The sequence below is a fragment of the Mycobacterium sp. WUMAC-067 genome, from assembly GCF_020217485.1.
Classification (GTDB): Bacteria; Actinomycetota; Actinomycetes; order Mycobacteriales; family Mycobacteriaceae; genus Mycobacterium.
Window position 1 is genome coordinate 98,784 of the sequence record NZ_JAEKMI010000014.1, and the last position, 19,352, is coordinate 118,135.

The 19,352-nt window shown below is 67.1% G+C and carries 21 protein-coding genes; 14 read left to right on the forward strand and 7 right to left on the reverse strand.

The window, feature by feature from the left end:
* Positions 1-70: 70 nt before the first annotated feature.
* The 3 genes from JF781_RS12605 to JF781_RS12615 form a co-directional block, all read right to left on the reverse strand.
* Positions 71-1,246 (reverse strand): acyl-CoA dehydrogenase family protein, encoded by a 1,176-nt coding sequence (locus tag JF781_RS12605; RefSeq protein ID WP_225327405.1) that lies wholly within the window; start codon positions 1,244-1,246, stop codon positions 71-73.
* Positions 1,230-2,228 (reverse strand): acyl-CoA dehydrogenase family protein, encoded by a 999-nt coding sequence (locus JF781_RS12610; RefSeq protein WP_225327406.1) that lies wholly within the window; start codon positions 2,226-2,228, stop codon positions 1,230-1,232. The genes JF781_RS12605 and JF781_RS12610 overlap by 17 nt, the downstream gene beginning before the upstream one ends.
* Before the next feature lie 124 nt (positions 2,229-2,352).
* On the reverse strand, positions 2,353-3,003 hold the full coding sequence (locus JF781_RS12615; RefSeq protein ID WP_225327407.1) for a nitroreductase family protein: 651 nt from the start codon (positions 3,001-3,003) through the stop codon (positions 2,353-2,355).
* A gap of 235 nt (positions 3,004-3,238) precedes the next feature.
* On the opposite strand from JF781_RS12615, the gene JF781_RS12620 reads away from it, so the two are divergent.
* The 6 genes from JF781_RS12620 (at position 3,239) to JF781_RS12645 (ending at position 8,361) form a co-directional block, all read left to right on the forward strand.
* Positions 3,239-3,619 carry a carboxymuconolactone decarboxylase family protein gene (locus JF781_RS12620; RefSeq protein WP_225327408.1) on the forward strand — a complete coding sequence of 127 codons (381 nt, stop codon included), beginning with the start codon at positions 3,239-3,241 and terminating at the stop codon, positions 3,617-3,619.
* Positions 3,620-3,621: 2 nt separating this feature from the next.
* On the forward strand, positions 3,622-4,515 hold the full coding sequence (locus JF781_RS12625; protein WP_225327409.1) for an NAD(P)-dependent oxidoreductase: 894 nt from the start codon (positions 3,622-3,624) through the stop codon (positions 4,513-4,515).
* A 271-nt stretch (positions 4,516-4,786) separates the two neighbouring features.
* A complete protein-coding gene (locus tag JF781_RS12630; protein ID WP_225327410.1) occupies positions 4,787-5,878 on the forward strand; it encodes an amidohydrolase family protein in 1,092 nt (363 codons plus the stop codon).
* A 40-nt stretch (positions 5,879-5,918) separates the two neighbouring features.
* On the forward strand, positions 5,919-7,064 hold the full coding sequence (locus JF781_RS12635; RefSeq protein WP_225327411.1) for an amidohydrolase family protein: 1,146 nt from the start codon (positions 5,919-5,921) through the stop codon (positions 7,062-7,064).
* A gap of 1 nt (position 7,065) precedes the next feature.
* The gene (locus JF781_RS12640; protein WP_064933395.1) at positions 7,066-7,479 is read left to right on the forward strand and encodes a Rieske (2Fe-2S) protein; all 414 of its coding nucleotides are present in this window, start codon (positions 7,066-7,068) and stop codon (positions 7,477-7,479) included.
* Positions 7,480-7,494: 15 nt separating this feature from the next.
* Positions 7,495-8,361 carry an alpha/beta fold hydrolase gene (locus JF781_RS12645; protein ID WP_225327412.1) on the forward strand — a complete coding sequence of 289 codons (867 nt, stop codon included), beginning with the start codon at positions 7,495-7,497 and terminating at the stop codon, positions 8,359-8,361.
* A gap of 26 nt (positions 8,362-8,387) precedes the next feature.
* On the opposite strand, the gene JF781_RS12650 is transcribed toward JF781_RS12645, so the two are convergent.
* On the reverse strand, positions 8,388-8,861 hold the full coding sequence (locus JF781_RS12650) for a hypothetical protein (RefSeq protein ID WP_225327413.1): 474 nt from the start codon (positions 8,859-8,861) through the stop codon (positions 8,388-8,390).
* Positions 8,862-8,897: 36 nt separating this feature from the next.
* Here JF781_RS12650 and JF781_RS12655 point away from each other — a divergent pair, with 36 nt between their 5' ends.
* The 3 genes from JF781_RS12655 to JF781_RS12665 are packed head-to-tail and all read left to right on the forward strand — an operon-like array spanning position 8,898 to position 11,698.
* The gene (locus JF781_RS12655) at positions 8,898-10,202 is read left to right on the forward strand and encodes an NADH-ubiquinone oxidoreductase-F iron-sulfur binding region domain-containing protein (protein ID WP_225327414.1); all 1,305 of its coding nucleotides are present in this window, start codon (positions 8,898-8,900) and stop codon (positions 10,200-10,202) included.
* Positions 10,199-10,495: a ferredoxin gene (locus JF781_RS12660; RefSeq protein WP_225327415.1), complete on the forward strand. Its 297-nt coding sequence runs from the start codon at positions 10,199-10,201 to the stop codon at positions 10,493-10,495. Before JF781_RS12655 ends, JF781_RS12660 begins: the two co-directional genes overlap by 4 nt.
* A 27-nt stretch (positions 10,496-10,522) precedes the next feature.
* Positions 10,523-11,698, forward strand: coding sequence for an acyl-CoA dehydrogenase family protein (locus tag JF781_RS12665; RefSeq protein WP_225327416.1), 1,176 nt, complete (start codon positions 10,523-10,525; stop codon positions 11,696-11,698).
* Here the strand turns inward: JF781_RS12665 and JF781_RS12670 are convergent, their stop codons facing one another.
* The 3 genes from JF781_RS12670 to JF781_RS12680 are packed head-to-tail and all read right to left on the reverse strand — an operon-like array spanning position 11,699 to position 14,355.
* Complete coding sequence (locus JF781_RS12670) at positions 11,699-12,655, reverse strand: LLM class F420-dependent oxidoreductase (protein WP_225327417.1); 957 nt, start codon at positions 12,653-12,655, stop codon at positions 11,699-11,701.
* Positions 12,656-12,676: 21 nt separating this feature from the next.
* Positions 12,677-13,420, reverse strand: coding sequence for a hypothetical protein (locus JF781_RS12675; RefSeq protein WP_225327448.1), 744 nt, complete (start codon positions 13,418-13,420; stop codon positions 12,677-12,679).
* A 17-nt stretch (positions 13,421-13,437) separates the two neighbouring features.
* A complete protein-coding gene (locus JF781_RS12680) occupies positions 13,438-14,355 on the reverse strand; it encodes an NAD(P)-dependent oxidoreductase (protein ID WP_225327418.1) in 918 nt (305 codons plus the stop codon).
* Between the two features lie 184 nt (positions 14,356-14,539).
* Between JF781_RS12680 and JF781_RS12685 the strand changes: the two genes are divergently transcribed.
* From JF781_RS12685 to JF781_RS12705, 5 genes are all read left to right on the forward strand, one after another.
* On the forward strand, positions 14,540-14,863 hold the full coding sequence (locus tag JF781_RS12685; protein WP_225327419.1) for a hypothetical protein: 324 nt from the start codon (positions 14,540-14,542) through the stop codon (positions 14,861-14,863).
* 115 nt (positions 14,864-14,978) lie between these two features.
* Complete coding sequence (locus tag JF781_RS12690; RefSeq protein WP_225327420.1) at positions 14,979-16,634, forward strand: OB-fold domain-containing protein; 1,656 nt, start codon at positions 14,979-14,981, stop codon at positions 16,632-16,634.
* Positions 16,635-16,678: 44 nt separating this feature from the next.
* Complete coding sequence (locus tag JF781_RS12695) at positions 16,679-17,650, forward strand: alpha/beta hydrolase (RefSeq protein WP_225327421.1); 972 nt, start codon at positions 16,679-16,681, stop codon at positions 17,648-17,650.
* Positions 17,650-18,465, forward strand: a complete 816-nt coding sequence (locus tag JF781_RS12700; RefSeq protein ID WP_225327422.1) for an NAD(P)-dependent oxidoreductase — start codon at positions 17,650-17,652, stop codon at positions 18,463-18,465. Before JF781_RS12695 ends, JF781_RS12700 begins: the two co-directional genes overlap by 1 nt.
* A complete protein-coding gene (locus JF781_RS12705; RefSeq protein WP_225327423.1) occupies positions 18,462-19,262 on the forward strand; it encodes an NAD(P)-dependent oxidoreductase in 801 nt (266 codons plus the stop codon). The genes JF781_RS12700 and JF781_RS12705 overlap by 4 nt, the downstream gene beginning before the upstream one ends.
* Positions 19,263-19,352 lie beyond the last annotated feature (90 nt).

Below are 19,352 nucleotides of genomic sequence, written 5' to 3' on the forward strand. Positions count from 1 at the left end.
CACGTTCGACGCCGAGCGTGAAGCTGGCCGCACGTTCGGCGCCGGATCTGGGCAGGCGCTCTGATACGCGCTAGCCGCGCGGAAGGCCGAGCACCCGCTGGGCGATGATGTTGCGCTGAATCTCGGACGTGCCGCCGGCGATGGTCCCCGAGAAGCTGCGGGCAAAACGCTCGAACCAGCTGGCGAAGTAGTGGTCGAGGTTCATGTGCGCATACGGCCCGGTCTGGCCCGGTTGCACGAGTCCGTCGGCCCCCGCCGAGGTCAGCGCCAGTTCCATCCCGCGCAACTCCGCTTCGGAGCCGAGCAGCTTGAGCACCGAGATCGCGGCCACGTCGTCTTCGCCGCGGGCGGTGCGGGCCAGCGCGGCCGAGCCCAGCAGGCGCAGCGCCTGTCGATCCATGATCGTCGTGGCGTACTGGTCGCGCTCGACGTCGGTTGTGGGGTGGAAGTCGTCGATCATGTTCTCGAGACGGTCCGCAAAGCCGAGCCACATCATGGTGCGCTCGTGGCCCAGCGAACCGTTGGCGACCATCCATCCCTGGTTGAGTTCGCCCACCAGGTTTTCGGCCGGCACCCGCACGTCGGTGAAGAACACCTCGTTGAAGTCCAAATCGTCGATCGAGCAGATCGACGGGAAGGGGCGGCGGACGACGCCGGGGGTGTCGGTAGGAATGATTAGGGCGCTGATTCCCTTGTGTTTGGGCGCATCTGGGTCCGTCCGCACGAAGGTCAACAAGAAGTCGGCGTCGTGAGCCCCGGAGGTCCACACCTTCTGCCCGTTGACCACGAAGTGATCACCGTCCAGCACCGCGCGGGTGCGCAGCGACGCCAAATCAGACCCCGCGCTGGGCTCGCTCATCCCCAGCGACGCGGTGATCTCGGCGCGCAGGACGGGCACGGCCCAACGTTGCTTCTGCTCATTGTTACCGAACGACAACAGCGATGCCGCAACGATATTCACACCCTGCGGGTTGAAGCTGTGATAGATGCGGCGGCGGCTCAGTTCCTCCAGGTAGACGAACTGCTGCAGCACCGTCGCGTTGCGCCCGCCGTATTCCGGCGGCTGGCTGGGCAACAGCCAGCCGTTGTCGAAAAGCAGCCGTTGCCAACGACGAGCCCACTGGGGCATGTGCGAAACCGATCGCGGTCGTTCCCCGGTTTCGCTTGCGGGAGGCAGGTTTTCGTCGAGAAATGCCGAAAACTCGGCGCGAAACGCCTCGACGTCGGGATCAAAAGTCAGCTGCACGATATTCCTGAGCGATCCGCGCCCGATGCTCCGCCGCGCCACCGAGCATCAGTTCGCCCGCCTTGGCACGCTTGAGCGCGAACTGCAGGTCGTTCTCCCACGTGAATCCCATTGCGCCGTGCAGCTGTAAGCCGTGGCGGAAGACCAGCGACTGGCACTCCCCCGCCGAGGCCTTGGCCATCGCGGCCGCCAGCCGGCGACGGGGATCGTCGGCCGCGATCGTCAATGCCGCGAAGTACGCCAACGCCCTCGCCCGTTGCACCGCGACGTGCATGTCGGCGGCCTTGTGCTGCACGGCCTGGAACGAGCCGATCGGCACACCGAACTGCTGGCGGCTACTCACGTGCTCGAGCACCAGGTCGAGGATGCGTTGGCAGGCGCCGACCATGGTGATTGCCATGCCCGTCAACGCAATATGGTGCGCGCGCTCGTGGTCGACGGTGAGCCGGGCGGTGTCGGGGACCCGGACTTCGCTGAACGACAGGTCGGCCACGTGCAGGACCGGGTCGAAGACCGCCGAGCGGCGGGCCGACACCTGGCTGGACGCGGCGACGAACACGCCCGCGTCGGTCACCACTGCCAGGCGATCGACGCGATCGCCGTCGAGCACATGGCGCGCGGTGCCGTCCAACACCCAGCCTTCGGCGTCGCGGTATGCCACGATCCCGCCGTACACCGCCGTGCCCGACTCGTGCGGGTCGAACCGATCCGCCACCAACGGCGCGAACTGGCTCATCGTCGCCAAGAACGGTGTGGGGTCGGTCGCGCGGCCCAGTTCTTCGAGAACGATGGCGAGTTCGACCGTGCTCTCCGGGTCGTTCAGCTCGGTCCAACCCTGATCCACGTAGGACTTCCACAGCGGGCTCGGGTCGACGCCTTCTTCGGCCACGCTGCGCACCAGCGAGGGCGGGCACTGCTTCGTGACGGCATCGCGCACCGTGTCCTGCCACAGCCGCTGATCAGCATCGAACTCCAACAGCATCCGCGCCGCCTCTCGTCGTGACTGTCACGGCGAGAATATCATTCTCGGTTCCGGAAGTAATAATCTCTGAATCCGGGCATGAGGTCACCGGAGGGTCCGTGACGAGCTGAATCGCACCCGGCGACTAGCCGCTGGTCAACAGCCCGTCGGCGGCGCCATCCCACCGGTCTAGGTTCACGAACTCGGCAAGCGGACGCCGGCGCAGCGGCCCATGGCTTCCCTTGGGCCACCCGACCACGATGTGGCCGGCGACCATCCAGCCCTCGGGGATACCGACGGCATCGCGTAGCAGTTGTTCACCGCCATAGGAGGCCCAGCTGGTCATGCAGGCGCCGAGCCCCTGCGCGCGGGCGGCCAGCAGAAAGTTCTGCATGGCGGGGAAGATCGAGCCGCCGAGCAGCAGTTCCGACGCCGTCGGGTAGTGCGCCTGCGCGAACAACACCGACGTGAATTCACCGGCGCGGTCGTGCAATTCGTAGGTCGCTCGGTAGGTTCGGGCGCGGCGGCTGTTGTCGCCGTCGGCGGGCCGGCTCATTCCGTAGACCGGCTCGATCACCTCCAGCGCGTGGGCGGCGGCCTTGGCCACTACGGCGCGCTGCTCGGGCGACCGCAGCACCACGAAACGCCAACCCTGGGCATTGGCGCCCGAGGGGGACCACCGCGCCGCCTCGAGGCACCGCGCCAGGGTCGCGTCGTCCACCGGTTCGTCGGTAAAGCGCCGGATCGTTCGGGCGGTCGCCATCACTTCCCAGACGTCGGCGCTTGCTCCGGTCATCGCTTCTCCTCAACGTCGAGGGTCGTTCCGCTCGTATTCCCGTTCACCGCAAGTGAATTGGGCGGTAGCGCCCTTGGGCCGGAAACAACCAGGCGAGCGGGCAGGTCCAGGTGAACCTCGACTGTAGCCCTCGCGGATATGGTGCGGTGAAAGACTGCGCTCACGCAATGGGAGCTCAGCGGGCGCGATCGGCAACCGCCGGGGCCGCCGCAACCCGGAGTGGAGGAGGACGACATTGGATCGCGAAACCTATGAGCGGGGGCTGCAAATCCGCTCCGATGTGCTGGGTGCGGAGTACGTCGAGCGCGCGCTGGCCGGCGCGGACGACTTCACCGGTCCCCTGCAGGATCTCGTCACCGAGTACTGCTGGGGTGCGGTATGGGGCCGCGAGGAGCTGCCGCGCAAGACGCGCAGCATGCTCAACCTTGCGATGATCTCGGTGCTCAATCGGCCCAACGAATTACGGATGCACGTCAAGGCGGCGCTGACCAACGGCGTCACCCGTGAAGAGATCCGCGAGATCTTTCTGCAGGTGGCCATTTACGGCGGCGTGCCGGCCGCTGTCGACAGCTTTCGCATCGCGCGCGAGGCGTTCGCCGAGCTGGAGCGGGACTAGTCATGCAGGTCGGGTTCATCGGGTTGGGAAACATGGGCTATCCCATGGCATGCCGCCTGATTCAGGAAAAACACGACGTCGTCGCCTTCGACACGCGGGCCTCGGCACTCGAGCGCATCGTCGCCCTGGGGGCATGCCCGGCGTCGTCGCCCAAAGAGGTCGCCGATCGCGCCGAGACGGTGCTGGCCAGCCTGCCCACACCGGACGTATCGCTGGAGGTGGCCACCGGCGCGGCGGGAGTGATCGGGGGCGAACGGATCAAGCGCTATGTCGACTTGTCCACTGTCGGCAGCCAAATGGCCATGCAGATCCATGGGCTTCTTGCGGAACGAAACATCGTGCGGATCGACAGCCCGGTCAGCGGCGGTGTCGGCGGCGCCGAGAAGGGGACGCTGGCGCTCATGGTGTCCGGCCCCCGCGGCGAATTCGATGCCATCCGAACGACGCTCGAAGCCCTCGGCCGGCCGGTGTATGTCGGGTACAAACCCGGATCCGCGCAGACGATGAAGCTGGCCAACAACATCCTGGCGGCCAACGTCTTGGCCGCGACGGCCGAAGTGGTCGTCATGGGGGTCAAAGCCGGGCTCGACCCCGACGTCATGATCGAGGTGCTCAACGCGGGTTCGGGCGCGACGAGCGCAAGCCGCGACAAGTTTCCGCGCGCGATCCTGCCGCGCACCTTCGATTACGGCTTTGCCACCGGCCTGATGGTCAAGGACGTGCGTCTCTACCTCGACGAGGCCAACGCGCTCGGTGTGCCCGCCGAGGTTGCGGAGGCGACCGCCCGCCTGTGGGAGGCCGTCGCCCGCGATGAGGGGCCCGATTCCGACTTCACGACGGTGATCAAACCGCTCGAGAGGGCCGCCGGGGTCACGGTGGGCCCGTCCCCGGCCTAGGCCGCTCGAGGCCCCACGTCGGGTTTGTGCCGGGCGTCCGCGGCGCAGGCCGCGCGGATCCCATCCCTCGTCAACCCGGAGAATGGTATTATCCGGAATGAAGAACCACACTTGCCCAGGAACCTACAAAAAGTCCGTTACCAGCGTTAATGACTAAACGAAATGCTTACCGGAAACCCATTGATTGACCGCTCAAGAAAATGTTAGATTGGCTATCATATGACCTCGCACGGCCCGCTTTGGCCGGCGCCGGAGCCGAAGGGTGGCTCTCGTGATCACACACGCTGACGGGACGAGCACACCGCTGATCGACGCGAGCGTGCACATCTTCTTTCCGTCCAACAAGGCGCTGCGGAAAACGCTGCGCGAGCCGTTCAAAAGCCGCGGCTTCCCCGATTACGAGATGGACTGGTACGGCGCCCCCGGCGGGGAGTACGCGCCCAACACCGAGGGGCCGGACCGTCAGTACCCCGGGTCGGATCCGGAATTCGTTGCCACTGAACTGTTTACCAAGCGCGGGGTCGACGTGGCGGTCCTGCACCCGATGGCCCGCGGCATCATGCCGGACCGGCATCTGGGCAGCGCGCTGCATGCCGCGCACAACGAAATGATGGTGTCGAACTGGCTGGAATCCAGCGAGTTCGGCGAGCGGTTCCGCGGCACCATCCGGGTCAACCCCGATGACATCCCCGGCGCTTTGCGCGAGATCGAGAGATGGCGCTCCCATCCGCGCGTGGTCCAGATCGGCGTCCCGTTGCAGTCCCGCGAGTTGTACGGCAAACCGCAGTTCTGGCCGATCTGGGAAGCGGCCGTCGACGCCGGCCTGCCCGTCGCCGCGCACATCGAGGTCGGGTCGGGCATCGCGTTTCCGCCGACGCCGAATGGGAACACCCGCACCTACGAGCAGTACGTCAGCTTCATGGCGCTGAACTACCTGTATCACCTGATGAACATGATCGCCGAGGGAGTCTTCGAGCGGTTCGACGGCCTCAAGTTCGTGTGGGGCGATGGCGCCGCCGACTTCATCACGCCGTTCATCTGGCGGATGGACACGTTCGGCCGGCCGCACCTGGAGCAGACGCCGTGGTCCCCGCGGATCCCCAGCGACTACCTGCCCGGGCACGTGTATTTCGTCCAGGGCAGCCTCGACGGCCCCGGCGACGTCGAGTTCGCCGGCGAATGGTTCGGCTTCACCGGCAAGGACGACATGGTGATGTTCGGATCCAGCTATCCGCACTGGCAGTGCGGCGATATCACGAAGCTGCCCAGCGCGCTCTCGGCCGAGCAGCGCGAGAAGTTGTGCTGGCGTAATGCCGCGCAGCTGTACGGCATAGACATTCCCGCCGGGGTGGGCGCACAGTAGAAGTGGACGCGGGCGGACCGAGAAAGACGAGGAGTTTCAGATGAGTTTGACCCATTCTCAGGAGCGGCTTCCCGCTGCCGAGCGCATCGCCGTCCGGTGCGTCGACTCGGACGTCCACCCGGCACCCAAGCGCGGAGAGCTCCTCCCGTACATCCCCGAGCCCTGGCGCAGCAAGTACTTCCTCACCCGCAACGTGGGCGAGCAGATCTACTACGACGCCCCGGACTACGCGCACTCGTACGCCATGCGGGTCGACTCCTTCCCCGCCAACGGCGAGTTCCCTTGCAGCGACCCGGACTTGGCGTTTCGACAGCTGATCATGGAGGCCGGCTCCGACATCGCGATCCTGGAGCCGGCGGCGTACCCGGCGCGCATTCCCGAAGCGCAACATGCGATGTCGGCCGCACTCAACGACTGGCAGGCCAATCACTGGCTGGACAGCCACAACAACTGGCACGAGCGGTGGCGCGGTTCGATCTGCCTCGCCATCGAGGAGCCGGAAGAGTCGGTGCGCGAGATCGAGCGCTGGGCCGGACACCCCTACATGGCGCAGATCCTGATCAAGGCCGAGCCGCGCCCGTCCTGGGGCCACCCGAAGTACGACCCGATCTGGGCGGCCGCCACCAAGCACGACATCACGGTGAGCTGCCACCTGTCGCGCAGCCAGTTCGACGAGCTACCCATCCCGCCGGTCGGGTTCCCCAGCTACAACCACGATTTCATGGTGACCTACTCGCTGCTGGCCGCCAACCAGGTGATGAGCCTGATCTTCGACGGCGTCTTCGACCGGTTCCCGACGCTGCGGATCGTGTTCGTCGAGCATGCCTTCAGTTGGATCCTGCCCCTGATGTGGCGCATGGACTCGATCTACGAGGCGCGCAAGTCGTGGGTGGACATCAAGCGCAAGCCGTCGGAATACGTCAAGGACCACATCAAGTTCACGACCCAGCCGCTGGACTACCCGGAAGACAAGACCGAACTGACCCGGGCGCTGGAATGGATGGAGTGCGAGAAGATCCTGCTGTTCTCCTCGGACTACCCGCACTGGACGTTCGACGACCCCCGCTGGTTGGTCAAGCACCTTCCCAAGGCGGCCCGCGACGCGGTGATGTACAAGAACGGCATCGCGACCTATCACCTGCCCGAGACCGTTCCGGTCCTCGAGGGTCAGACCCGGGTGCTCTGAATTGACGACGCAAGAAGAAGGGGCAACCACCAGGCGCCCCGAGCCCCGTCTCGCCCAGGGCCGCGAGCATGTCGTCGCGACCGTGGACGAAATCCCGCCGGGCACACACAAACTGGTACCGATCGGACGTCACGGCGTCGGTGTCTACAACGTCAACGGCACCTTCTACGCCATCGCGAATTATTGCCCCCACCAAGGCGGTCCGCTGTGTTCGGGACGCGCCCGGGGGCGCACGATCGTCGACGAGACGGCGCCGGGTGATTCGGTGATGGTGCGCGACCTGGAATACATCTATTGCCCCTGGCACCAATGGGGTTTCGAGCTCGCGACCGGCACCACCGCGGTCAAGCCGGAATGGAGCATCCGCACCTATCCGGTGCGCGTCGTCGGCAACGACGTTTTGGTACAGGCCTAACTACAGGAGAATCGGGTGCCTTCTATCGAGATCAACGGGGGAAATGTCGTCTACGAAATCCTCGGTGACTCAGGCGATCTCATTGCTCTGACGCCGGGCGGCCGGTTCAGCATGGAGATCCCCGGTCTGCGTCCGCTGGCCGATGCCCTGGTCGCGGGCGGCTATCGGGTGCTGTTGTGGGATCGGCCGAATTGCGGCACCTCAGACGTGCAGTTCTACGGGCAAAGCGAGTCCCACATGCGCGCCGAGACGCTGCACAAACTGGTGACGGGCTTGGGCTTCGAGCGCTGCATTCTCGCCGGAGGCTCCGGCGGGGCACGGGATTCCATGCTCACCACGATGCTCTACCCCGAGGTGGTCACCAAGCTCGTGGTGTGGAACATCGTCGGTGGCATCTATGGGACCTTCGTGCTCGGCTCCTTCTACATCGTTCCCAGCATTCTCGCGGTGCGCGGCACCGGCATGGACGGCGTGGTCAAGGTCCAGGAATGGCGCGAGCGCATCGAGGAAAACCCGGACAACAAACAGCGGTTCCTCGACTTCGACTCCGGCGAGTTCCTCAAGGTCATGCTGCGCTGGCTCAACGCATTCGTTTCGAAGCCGGGACAGACGATTCCGGGTGTCGAGGACGAGATGTTCGACCGGATTCAGGTGCCCACGTTGATCATTCGTGGCGGTGAGAACGACATGGATCACCCCAAGCGGACGTCGCTGGAGGTCAGTTGCTTGATCAAGGGATCAAAGCTCATTGATCCGCCCTGGCCGGAGGACGCCTGGGAGCGCGCGTCCGAAGACCGCGCCGCGGGCAGGGTGCAGCATTTCAACATGTTCGACACGTGGGTGCAGGCGGCACCGGCGATCCTCGAGTTCCTGGGCTCGTAATGGCGCTACGTCGTTCTGTGAGATTCCTACCTGGTGCGGATGTGGACCTCGCAATTGAGCGACGCCTCCAGCGCCGTGTGCACTCGGCTTTCCGGAATGCGTTCGAGGTCTTTCTCACGAAGCGTCACGTGAACGATGTCGAAGCCGTCGTCGCCCGGGGTCCGCTCGATGTCACCGGTGAGCCCGAACGCGGACAGCACCCCGTGCGCGTCGTCGTCGGTACCCCGGCTGACGAAGGTGATGACGCCCGGGTTGGGGGCGGTGCCAAACGCTCTGGCGCACACATCGATTGCGATTTTTTGCGCGGCGCCACCGTCTTCGGCCGCGATGAGCAATTCGACCTCGCGTCGGCTTACCGGCATGGTGGCGAGGTCGTTTTTGACCACCTCGGCGCCCACCGCGGCCGCGAGCTCGTGGAGAGCTGCCATGCCATCACGTAATTGTGCGGGCGTGAGCCCGCTTTCCGGGTCGACGTTGACACGCACCACGGCAGTTCGCATGTGTGCAAGCCTAACTAAGACGATGGCAGGCCAGCTTTGAACACCACTCAGTCCACAACCACCACCGCCGTGCCCGCCGGGTGCTCACCGCGGTTGCTGCCCGAGCAGTCCGGCCGGGAAGACCTGGCCGCCTATCAGCAAACCGGCGGCTATCAACCGCTGACCGATACCGACGCGTTGCTGAGCGAGGTGGAGGCCAGCGGACTGGTCGGCCGGGGCGGCGCGGCCTTCCCGCTCGCGGTGAAATTGCGCACGGTCCGCGAGAACGGGCGCCTGATGGCGGACACCGGCGGCCCCGTCGTCGTCGCGAACGGCGAAGAGGGAGAACCGGCTTCGATCAAGGACCGCTGGCTGCTGCGCAACCGCCCGCACCTGGTCTTGGACGGACTGCGGTCGGCCGCGACCATTGTCGCCGCCGACCGCGCCTATATCTATGTGTCGGACCCGGAATCGGCGCACAGCGTCGAAACCGCACTGGGCGAACTGGGTCCCGACACGCTCGGCGTGACGATCACCATGCTGAGCGTGCCGGCCGGCTACGTGGCCGGTGAGGAGACCGCCGCGGTCCGCGCGATCAACGGCGGCCCGGCCAAGCCAACGGACAAGCCGCCCCGCCCATTCGAGGCGGGCGTCGATGACCGGCCCACCTTGGTGAGCAACGTCGAGACCTTGGCCAACCTGCCCTACCTACAGCGCCACGGGTCGGCGGCGTTCCGCGCGCAGGGCACGCCGCTATCGCCGGGCACCTTCCTGGCCACCATCACCGGGGCCGGGCGGCCGCCGGTCCTCTACGAGCTTCCCCATGGGCTACCATTCACCGAATTGCTTGCCCTGCACGGTGTTCCGGCCGACCAAGTGCGGGGCGCGTTGATGGGCGGCTATTTCGCCGGCCTGCTCAACCGCTCTGTGCTGGAGACAACGCTGGACCACGAGACGATGCGACGGGTGGGCAGCGGCCTGGGCTGCGGTGCGATCTCGGTCATCACGGACGACTGCCCCGTGGCGGTGGCGGCGTCGGTGCTGGCCTATTTCGACCGCGAGAACGCCGGCCAATGCGGCTCCTGCTTCAACGGGACGGCGGCGATGGCCGCGGCGGCCGGCGCCCTGCGTGATGGCGCCGCGACCACAGAGGACGTCGAGCGGTTGCGCCGCTGGTCGGTGGTGCTGCGCGGGCGCGGGGCCTGCGCGACCCTGGATGCCGCCACCAACGTGGCCGCCAGCCTGCTCGACCAGTTCCCGGACGAAGTCGGTGCGCACCTCGACGGCGCGTGCCCGGACTGCGCCCGCGGCGCATTCCACGCCGACCGTCCCTACGAGGCGGAAGCTGTGAGGCAGGCATGAAAATCCGTCTGGACCGCACTGTTTGCGACGGCTTCGGCATTTGCGCCAAACACGCGCCGGGATACTTCTCGCTGGATGACTGGGGGTACGCGTCCCTCATCGGGGACGGCACGGTGGCGGAGGCGGACCGCGATGCGGTCATGCGGGCGCTGCTGGACTGCCCGGTGCACGCCATCACCGAAATCGGTCAGCGCACCTCCCGCGCCCCCCAGCCGCCACTCACCGATGCCTCAGATCCGGCCGCGAATCTCAAAACCGAAGAGAACGAGGCGGAATGGGGTTTCACGCGATGAACTTCTGCGGGCCCGGTTTTTAGCAACATGCAACTCACCTTTGACACCGAAGTCGAAGCCTTCCGCGCGGAGTTCGTCGCCTTCCTCGCCGAACATCTGCCCATAGAGGCGCAGGCCGCGGAGCGCCCTTCGTCGACCTCACACGTGCCCGAATGGTCGCGCCGCTGGCAGCGGCTCCAGTTCGACCACGGATGGCTGCTGCCCGGGAACCCGCCGGAATTCGGCGGCCGCAAGGCCAACATCCTGCAACAGTTCGTGCACCGCGAAGAACTCTCGCGGCGCCGGATCTATCACTGCTTCAACCCCCAAGGCGTCGGCATCATCGCGGCGTCGCTGCTGTCCTTCGGGACCGACGAGCAAAAGCAGAGCTGGGCCGTCCCGATTCTGCGGGCCGACAAGACCGCGTCACTGGGTATGAGCGAACCCGGAGCCGGCTCCGACCTGGCCGGGCTGCGGACAAAAGCCGAGTTGGTGGGCGAGCACTTCGTGGTCAACGGGCAGAAGGTATGGACCTCGGGCGCCCATGACGCCGACGTCATTCTCACGTTCGTTCGCACCGATCCAAATGCGCCCCGGCACAAGGGGATCAGCGCGCTGCTCATCCCGACCGACACCCCGGGGGTGGAGCGCCGCCCCTTCGCCTCGGTCTATGACCGCGACGAGCTGGACTTCAACGAGGTGTTCTTCAACGATGTCCGGGTACCGGCGGGCAACCTGGTCGGCCCGCTCAACGGCGGATGGCGGGTCGCCAACGGATCGCTCGGCCACGAACGCACCCTGATGTGGATGGCGTTCGCGAACCGGCTCGAGCAGCTGCTCGAGGACTACCGGCCGGCCGACGAGGTGAACGCGGACCACTACGCCACCATCGTGATGGACTACTACGCGCTGCGGCTGCTCGGTTCGGCGGCGCTGGGGCGCGCGGCCCGCGGGGACGTCGACGTGGCCGCTTTGTCGGTGCTGAAGGTCTTCGGTTCGGAAGCCGAGCAGAGCGCGCTGCGGCACGCGCTGGACGCGGCCGGCGTCGACGGATTGTGCGCCAAGGCGTTGACGGCCCCGTACAACCCTTACGCCCCCGACCTTTTCACCGCCAGCTGGTTCGCCCGCTACATCAGCAGCTACGCGGGCACCATTGCCGGTGGCACGTCGGAGATTCAGCGCAACATCATCGCCCAGCGGGTCCTGGGCCTGCCGGCACGCTGATCACAACTCCGGACACAGCGACGACAGGAACTCCTGGGTCCTGCGCCGCGATTCGGCTCGTTCACCGACATCCTTGCCCAGTGGCACAATTCGCGCCGCCAGGTCGGTGACGCCCGCATCACGGTAGCGGCACAGCCGCGCGAGGATCGTCGACTCATCACCGGCCGCCATGGTATCGCCGACGTCCTCGGCGTCGCCGTGTTCCAACAGCCGCACGTAGTTCGGCGAGAAATCCGCGTGCCCGAGCACCTCGCTGGCGTAGGCGCGGGCATCGGCCGTCTCGCTGGCCGAGCACAGTGCGACGGGAACGCCGGCGACAATTCGTGGCGCGGGCCGGCCGGCGCCGGTCGCGGCCGCGGTGATGCGGGGGACGACGTGGTCCCCGATTGCTCGCTCGTCGGCCATCCACAAAACGGTGCCGCCCGCGCGCTCGCCCGCGAGTCGCAGCATCGCCGGTCCCAGCGCCGACAGCAAGACCGGCATGCCGTAGGCGTCCGTGACGTCCACCGGCGAATGGACGCAATAACTTTCGTTGTCCACCTCAACGGTGCCGGGCCCGCCGAACGAGGCGGCGAGCACCTCGAGGTAGTCGCCCATCAGCCGCGCCGGGCGATCGTAGGGCAGTCCCAGTTGACCGTTGACGATCCAATGATGTGACGGACCGATGCCCAGCGTGAACCGCCCGCCGCACGCGATCTGCGTGGTCAAGGCTTGCTGCGCCATGATCATCGGATGGCGCGTCTGAATCGGGACGACCGCCGTCCCGATTTCGATGCGATCGGTCGCTTGCCCGATCAGCGTCACGGCGGTCATCGCGTCGAGGTAGCCGGGCACCTGGGGGATCCAGAACGCGGTGAAGCCGGCGGTTTCGGCGCCGGCGCCGTCGTCGATCAGCCCGGCGAGCCGGTCGGCACGTGAGCGCTCCTTGTCGGAGCCAATCATCAACCCGATGCGCATGCGACCCTCGACTCCCCTTGCCTAAGGGACATATCGGTCCCACTCGTAGGGCACCACCGCGAAAAACGGTGCGGCGAACAGCGGTTCGACACTGCCATCGGCCCAGCGGTCGGACAGCACCGCCCGCATCCGATCGGCGGTGACGACCGGATCGTCGTCCAAGAAGCAGTACGTGATCGACTGATTGCCCTGAGCGCTGGCCAGTTCGGCGTCGACCTGACGCGATAGCGCGGACCAGACGCCGGTGACACCGTCGACTTCGAGCAGCCGGTGCGCCGGTGCCGATCCGCGTTCGACCAACAGGTACACGCCCCGCGCGGGCAACCAGGGCAGCACGTCCGACCCGGCCTTGATTCCGGGCGCCGACGCCTTGCGCTGGACGTCGTACACGCCGCGCTCCACCGGGGGCAGCAAGGGCAGCTTGCGGCCGGCATTGCCGAGGGCGGTGGACAATTCGTTGAAATCGTGCAGGCCGGCGGCGTCGGCGAAGAAGTAGGTCATCACGTGGTCGACGGCGCTCAACGGCCCGTCGGTCAACGCACGCGCGGAGCGGCACGCCGGGGTGGACACCAGGCGCAACGAGGCGCGCACCGCGGCCAGACGGTGTTGTTCCGGACGGTGGTCAAGGGTGTGCCAGCGCAGGTACTCGGCATCCTTACCGTCGGGGTGGCGGGTCGCCATGGACACGAACAGGGTGTTGATCCCGCCGTCGCCGGTGGCAAGGACCTCGGTGACCTCATCCGAGGGTGTGCCGGGTAGATGCATCGCGTTCGTCCTCACGTTCACGTCGAATCATGCTGGGGCAGCGGTATTTCCGGGTGGCGGGCCGCGATCATGCGGCGGAAGCCCTCACGCCACGGCACCTTCGTGCGGCCGAGCACCTCATGCATGTGGGTGACGTCCGGCCATAACGGCGTGTGCGCGTCGGGCGTGTATTCGAAGATGGGCTCGACACCGATCAACTCACCCATGAAGGTGCAGTAATCCTCGACGCTGACCGTTTCGCTGCCGGCCCAGTTCACCACGACCGGCGGCGTCGCGGCCACTTCCATGGCGCGGATGCCGAGTTCCACGTAGTCGTCTTCATAGATCGGGTTGTAGTTGTTCGGCTTTTCGGGGTGCAGTCGAATGGGCTTGCCCGCCAGCATCGCATCGAGGCGGTCGGCGGGCGCGCCGCCCTGGGGACCGTACGTCGAACAGATCCGGATGATGGTCAGCGGAATGTGAAAATGCCTGGCGATCCACGTGCAAACCGCCTCTGCCGCAACCTTGGAGAAGCTGTAGTTGGCGCGCAGCGGCACCCCCGGCGGATCGGCCTCGGTCAAGGGGCGCTGTCCCTGGTAGGCGTAGATCGAACCGGTCGAGCACAACACGAAGCCCTTGGCGGTGCGGCAGTGGTAGAGCAGTTCGCCCGACATCTGCGCATTGGTTTCGACGCAGTGGCCCCAGTCGTCTGCGCCGGGGTCGACCGCCGCGTGAAAGACGTAGGTGAAATCCTCGGGGAGACCGGAGAAGTCGCCGGCACCGACGTCCAGCGCGACGGGTTTGATGCCGGCCTCGACGAGTTTGTCCCGGGCCGCGGCATCTTTCAGGCGGGCGGCGCCCCACACCTCGTTTCCCGCAACCGCCAGGGCGCGCGCGATGGGAAACGCGATCTTGCCCGTCGCCCCGGTGATCAGGATCTTCTCCGCTTCGAGCAACCAGGCCTCCGAATGTTAAGTACTTGATAACGCTCTTGGAGCATAACTCTCGGCCGAAGCGAAATGCCACGGCAGGGCGCGCTCGATGTCGTGTCGTCCGCGGAGGAACTTTCCCCTGGTCGTGGCGGTATCAACGGCATAAGCTGAACCCGCCAAGGTCGGAATGGCCCAGTGGGAGGCCCCCATGCAGTGGTTTGTTCGTCGCCTGACCGCCGTCATCGCGGTCGCCTTCGCGGCGATGGCGGTCGGGGTGATCGCAACCCCGGCGATCGGCTCGGCGGAGTGCGACCGCAACATGTCGTGGAATCGGACGACCGAAGAGTGCAAACCGCCGCCGCCGCCGCCGGACTGGTACGCCGCCCCGCCGGAATACGCGCCGCCGTTCGCGGCGCAGGATGTGCCGCCGCCCCCTCCGCCGCGGCCGTCGTGGTCACCGAACGAACCGATGTGGAATGCCGGCTTTCACCAATGGGGTACCTATTTCACCGGCACCTGGGTGCCGTACTGACGGTGCTCGCACGGCAGGCTGCGGTCTAGATCGTGCCTGCTCGCAAGTGATAACGTGATTCTCCGATTCGTATAACGGCCCTACCGAGTTGGCCGTGTGACGCACCGGAGGTGACGTGTCAGCAGCACCCGGCCGCCCATTGCCCCTGGTCACGCCCGAGAACGAGTTCTTCTGGACTTCGGGCGCCGACGGAAAGCTACGGCTGCAGGAATGCAAGAGCTGCGAATCGCTGATCCATCCGCCCGCGCCGGTCTGCCGGTACTGCCGCTCATTGGATATCGGGGTGCGGGCCGTCTCGGGCAGGGCGACCCTCGCCGGATTCACCATCAACCACCGGTTCAGCCTGCCCGGCTTGCCGGCGCCGTACGTGGTCGCCCAGGTCGCGATCGATGAAGACCCCCGGGTTCGGCTGACCACCAACATCGTGGAATGCGATCCCGACAAGCTCGAACTCGGCCAGCAGGTCGAGGTCGTCTTCGAGCAGGTCGAAGACGTGTGGTTTCCGCTGTTTCGGCCCGTCACCGACGCCGAGCCCGGCCGGCTGCCGGTCGACGAGATCGCGCCCGACCGCTTCGGCGAATACGTCCGGCCCATGCTCACGACCGAGAAGTTCGAGGACAAGGTCGCCCTCACGGGAATCGGCATGTCGCCCATCGGGCGTCGGCTGATGCGGCCGCCCCTGGCGTTGACCGTGCAGGCCTGCGAGGCGGCCATCGCCGACGCCGGACTGACGATCGCCGACATCGACGGCCTGTCCACCTACCCCGGCGCGATCAACGTCGGCGGATTCGGGGAGGGCGGCGTCACCGCACTCGAGGCCGCGCTGGGCATTCGGCCGACATGGCACAACGGCGCCATGGAGACGTTCGGCCCGGGCGGCTCCGTGATCGGCGCGATGCTCGCTGTCGCAGGCGGATTGGCGCGTCACGTGCTGTGCTTCCGGACGCTGTGGGAAGCCACCCACGGCGAGCTGATGAAGCAGGGCAAGATCGCCCCGACGATGGGCCGGATGTCGGGCTGGCAGATGCCATTCGGCGCGACCTCTGCGGCACACACCCTGGCGATGAACGCGCAGCGGCACTTTCACCGTTACGGCACCACCAAAGAGACGCTGGGCTGGATCGCGTTGAACCAGCGAGCCAACGCCGAACTCAACCCGACCGCGGTCTATCGGTCTCCGATGACGATGGAGGACTATCTCGACGCGCGGCCGATCACCACGCCGTTCGGCCTCTACGACTGCGACGTGCCCTGCGACGGGGCGATCGCCGTCATCGTCTCCGCCGTTGACGCCGCCCGCGACCTGGCCAAGCCACCCGTGCTGGTGGAGGCGGTGGGAACGCAGATTGTCGAGCGAATCGACTGGGACCAAAGCACTCTCACCCACGAGCCGCAGGTGCTGGGCCAGGCGGCGCACGTGTGGACGCGGACCTCGCTGCGACCCGCCGACGTGGACGTGGCCGAGCTGTATGACGGGTTCACCATGAACTGCCTGTCCTGGATCGAAGCGCTCGGATTCTGCGGAATCGGTGAGGCCAGGGAATTCCTGGACGGCGGCAAGAACATTGCGCGCGACGGCCAACTCCCGCTCAACACGCACGGCGGGCAGCTTTCGCACGGCCGCACCCACGGCATGGGTCTGCTGCATGAAGCCGTCACCCAGCTGCGCGGGGAGGGCGGTGACCGCCAGGTCGCCGACGCCCGCGTCGGCGTCGTCAGCAGTGGCGGCCTCACTCCCAGCGGCGTGATCCTGCTGCGAGCAGACCGGTGAGCACCGCCAGCGACGATGCAGAGCGAAGCGATGAGGGGCGGCGCATGAGTGCCCACCCCCGTCCCCGGCTCGTCATCGTCGACGGGGTGCCCATGTCGGCGATCGTCGCGGAAGCCCCCGACCCGAAGGCCGTCATCGTGGCCATCCACGGGGGCGGCACCACCGCCGTCTACTTCGATTGCCCCGGCCACCCTTCGTCGTCACTGTTACGGGCCGGCGCCGCAGCGGGATTCACGGTCGTCGCCCTCGACCGGCCGGGCTATGGCAGTTCGGCCCCCTATCCGGAGGCGATGGCCGAACCCGAGCAGCGGGTTGATCTCGCGTACGGGGCGCTGAATCGCATCCTCGGGCAGAAGCCGCGCGGTGCCGGGCTGTTCCTGATGGGCCATTCGGGCGGCTGCGAACTCGTCATGCGGATGGCCGCCGAGGGCGGGGCCGGGCGCGGCGCGGATCTGCTCGGCATCGAACTGGCCGGGACCGGCCGGCATTATCACCCCGCGGCCCGGGACATCCTGAAGACGGCGACTCGCGAACGTCGTCCCGCGGGATTGCGTGACCTGCTGTGGCAACCCGAAAACCTGTATCCGCCCGAGGTTCTCAACGGGGCCACGGTCTCCCCGACCGCGCCGTCCTACGAGGACCGGATGGTGTCGAACTGGGCGCGCCGGGATTTCCCGGCGCTGGCCCCGGCCGTGCGTGTACCGGTGCACTTCAGCATCGCCGAGCACGAAAAGGTCTGGCAGAACGACACTTCGGCGATGGAGGAGATCGCGGAGCTGTTCTCCGCGGCGCCGCGGTTCACCGTTCACCGACAGCCCGATGCGGGACACAACATCAGCCTCGGCCACACGGCGGCCGACTACCACGCCAAGGTGCTGGCGTTCGCGGACGAATGCGTGGGCGCCCGTGCGGATTCGCCCGGCTCGTCGAACGTGACCGCACAGTCACCTTCGGACCCGAACGTGACTGTGGTGTCACGCTCGCCCGATGACGAACCCGATTTGGAGGCCGGTTGATGCGCGTCGGATTCATCGGGTTGGGCAGTCAGGGCGGGCCCATGGCGCGGCGCATCGCCGAGGGCGGCTACCCCACCACGTTGTGGGCGCGCAGGCCCGTGACCCTGGAGGCGTTCGCCGACACCCCGGCCACGATCGCAGGTTCAACGGCCGAACTGGCCGCGGCCAGCGATCTGGTCTGCCTCTGCGTCGTCGGCGACGCCGACATCGACGAACTCACCGGCGGCGAAGGCGGATTGCTCGCGGCAATGCAGCCGGGCGGCATCATCGCGGTGCACAGCACGGTGCACCCCAAGACGTGCCGAGAACTCGCGAAGCGGGCTGGGGCGGTCGGTGTTTCGATCGTCGATGCGCCGGTGAGCGGGGGCGGCGGAGCGGCGGCCGAAGGCCGCCTGCTGGTGATGGCCGGCGGCGACACCGAGGCCGTCGAACGCTGCCGCCCGGTGTTCGAGACCTATGCCGATCCGGTCGTTCATCTCGGCGAGCTCGGTTCGGGGCAGACCACCAAGCTGCTCAACAACCTGTTGTTCACCGCCAACCTCGCCACGGCGGCCACCGCGCTGTCGCTGGCGGACGCGCTGGGTGTCACCCCGGAGCGACTCACCGAGGTCGTCTCCCGCAGCAGTGGAAATAGCTTTGCGCTCAACGCCCTTGGTGGCATCGGCGGGCTGGATCGGCTGGCCGGTGTGGCCGGCGGGCTGCTGCAGAAGGACGTCCGGCTGGTCGTCGACCTTGCCGAGCAGGCCGGGGCCGACGGCGGCGCCGTGCTCGAGGCGGCCGACGCGGCGCTGCGCCTCATGGGCAATCCACGGTGAGAGTCGGATTCGTCGGCGCGGGGCGGATGGGCCGCCCCATGGTAAGTCGTCTGGTCGCCGCCGGCCACGACGTCCACGCCCTGGGCCGGACCGCCGAAAAGCGCCGCGAACTAGAACAACTCGGCGCGCGCGCCGTACCGGAGGCGGCCGACGCCGGCGCGCACGCCGACGTGGTGGTGCTCTGCGTGTTCACCGACGAGCAGGCGCGCCAGGTGTGCCTGGACAGCGGATTGCTGCCGGCCATGCCGCCGGGTTCGGCGCTGGTGGTGCACACCACCGCCAGCCCCAACACCGTCGAGGCCATCGCCGCGCGCGCCGATCACGTCGACGTCGTCGACGCCGCGATCAGCGGAGGCCCGCACGACATCGCGGCCGGCCGGCTCACGCTGTTCGTGGGCGGCGCCGGGGCGGCGGTTGACCGGGTGCGACCGCTGCTGGCCTGCTACGGGGATCCGGTCCTGCACGTCGGGCCCGTCGGCGCCGGCCAGAAGGTCAAGCTGGTCAACAACGCTCTCTTCGCGGGACAGATCGGGCTGCTCGCGGAGGCCGTCCGGCTGGGCGAGCGGCTCGGCGTGCCCGAATCGACATTGCTGAGCGCGCTGGGCCGAGGCAGCGCGAGCAGTCGCGTGCTGAGCCTCGTCGCGGCAAGCGGGTCCGTCGCGTCGTTCATCGAGGTAACCGGCGACTTCGTCGGCAAGGACGTGGCCGTCGTCCGCGACATCGCCGCGGAACTGGGCGGCGGACTGGGCGCGCTGGACGACGTCCTCACGACGATCGACGTCGCGAAGAAGGTTTGAGATGCCAGCGTTTTGGTCTTTCCGGTTCGTCACGAAGGTATTACCGTTAGCGTTACAGTCGGGGACTCCGCTGTAAAGGTTTCAGCCCGA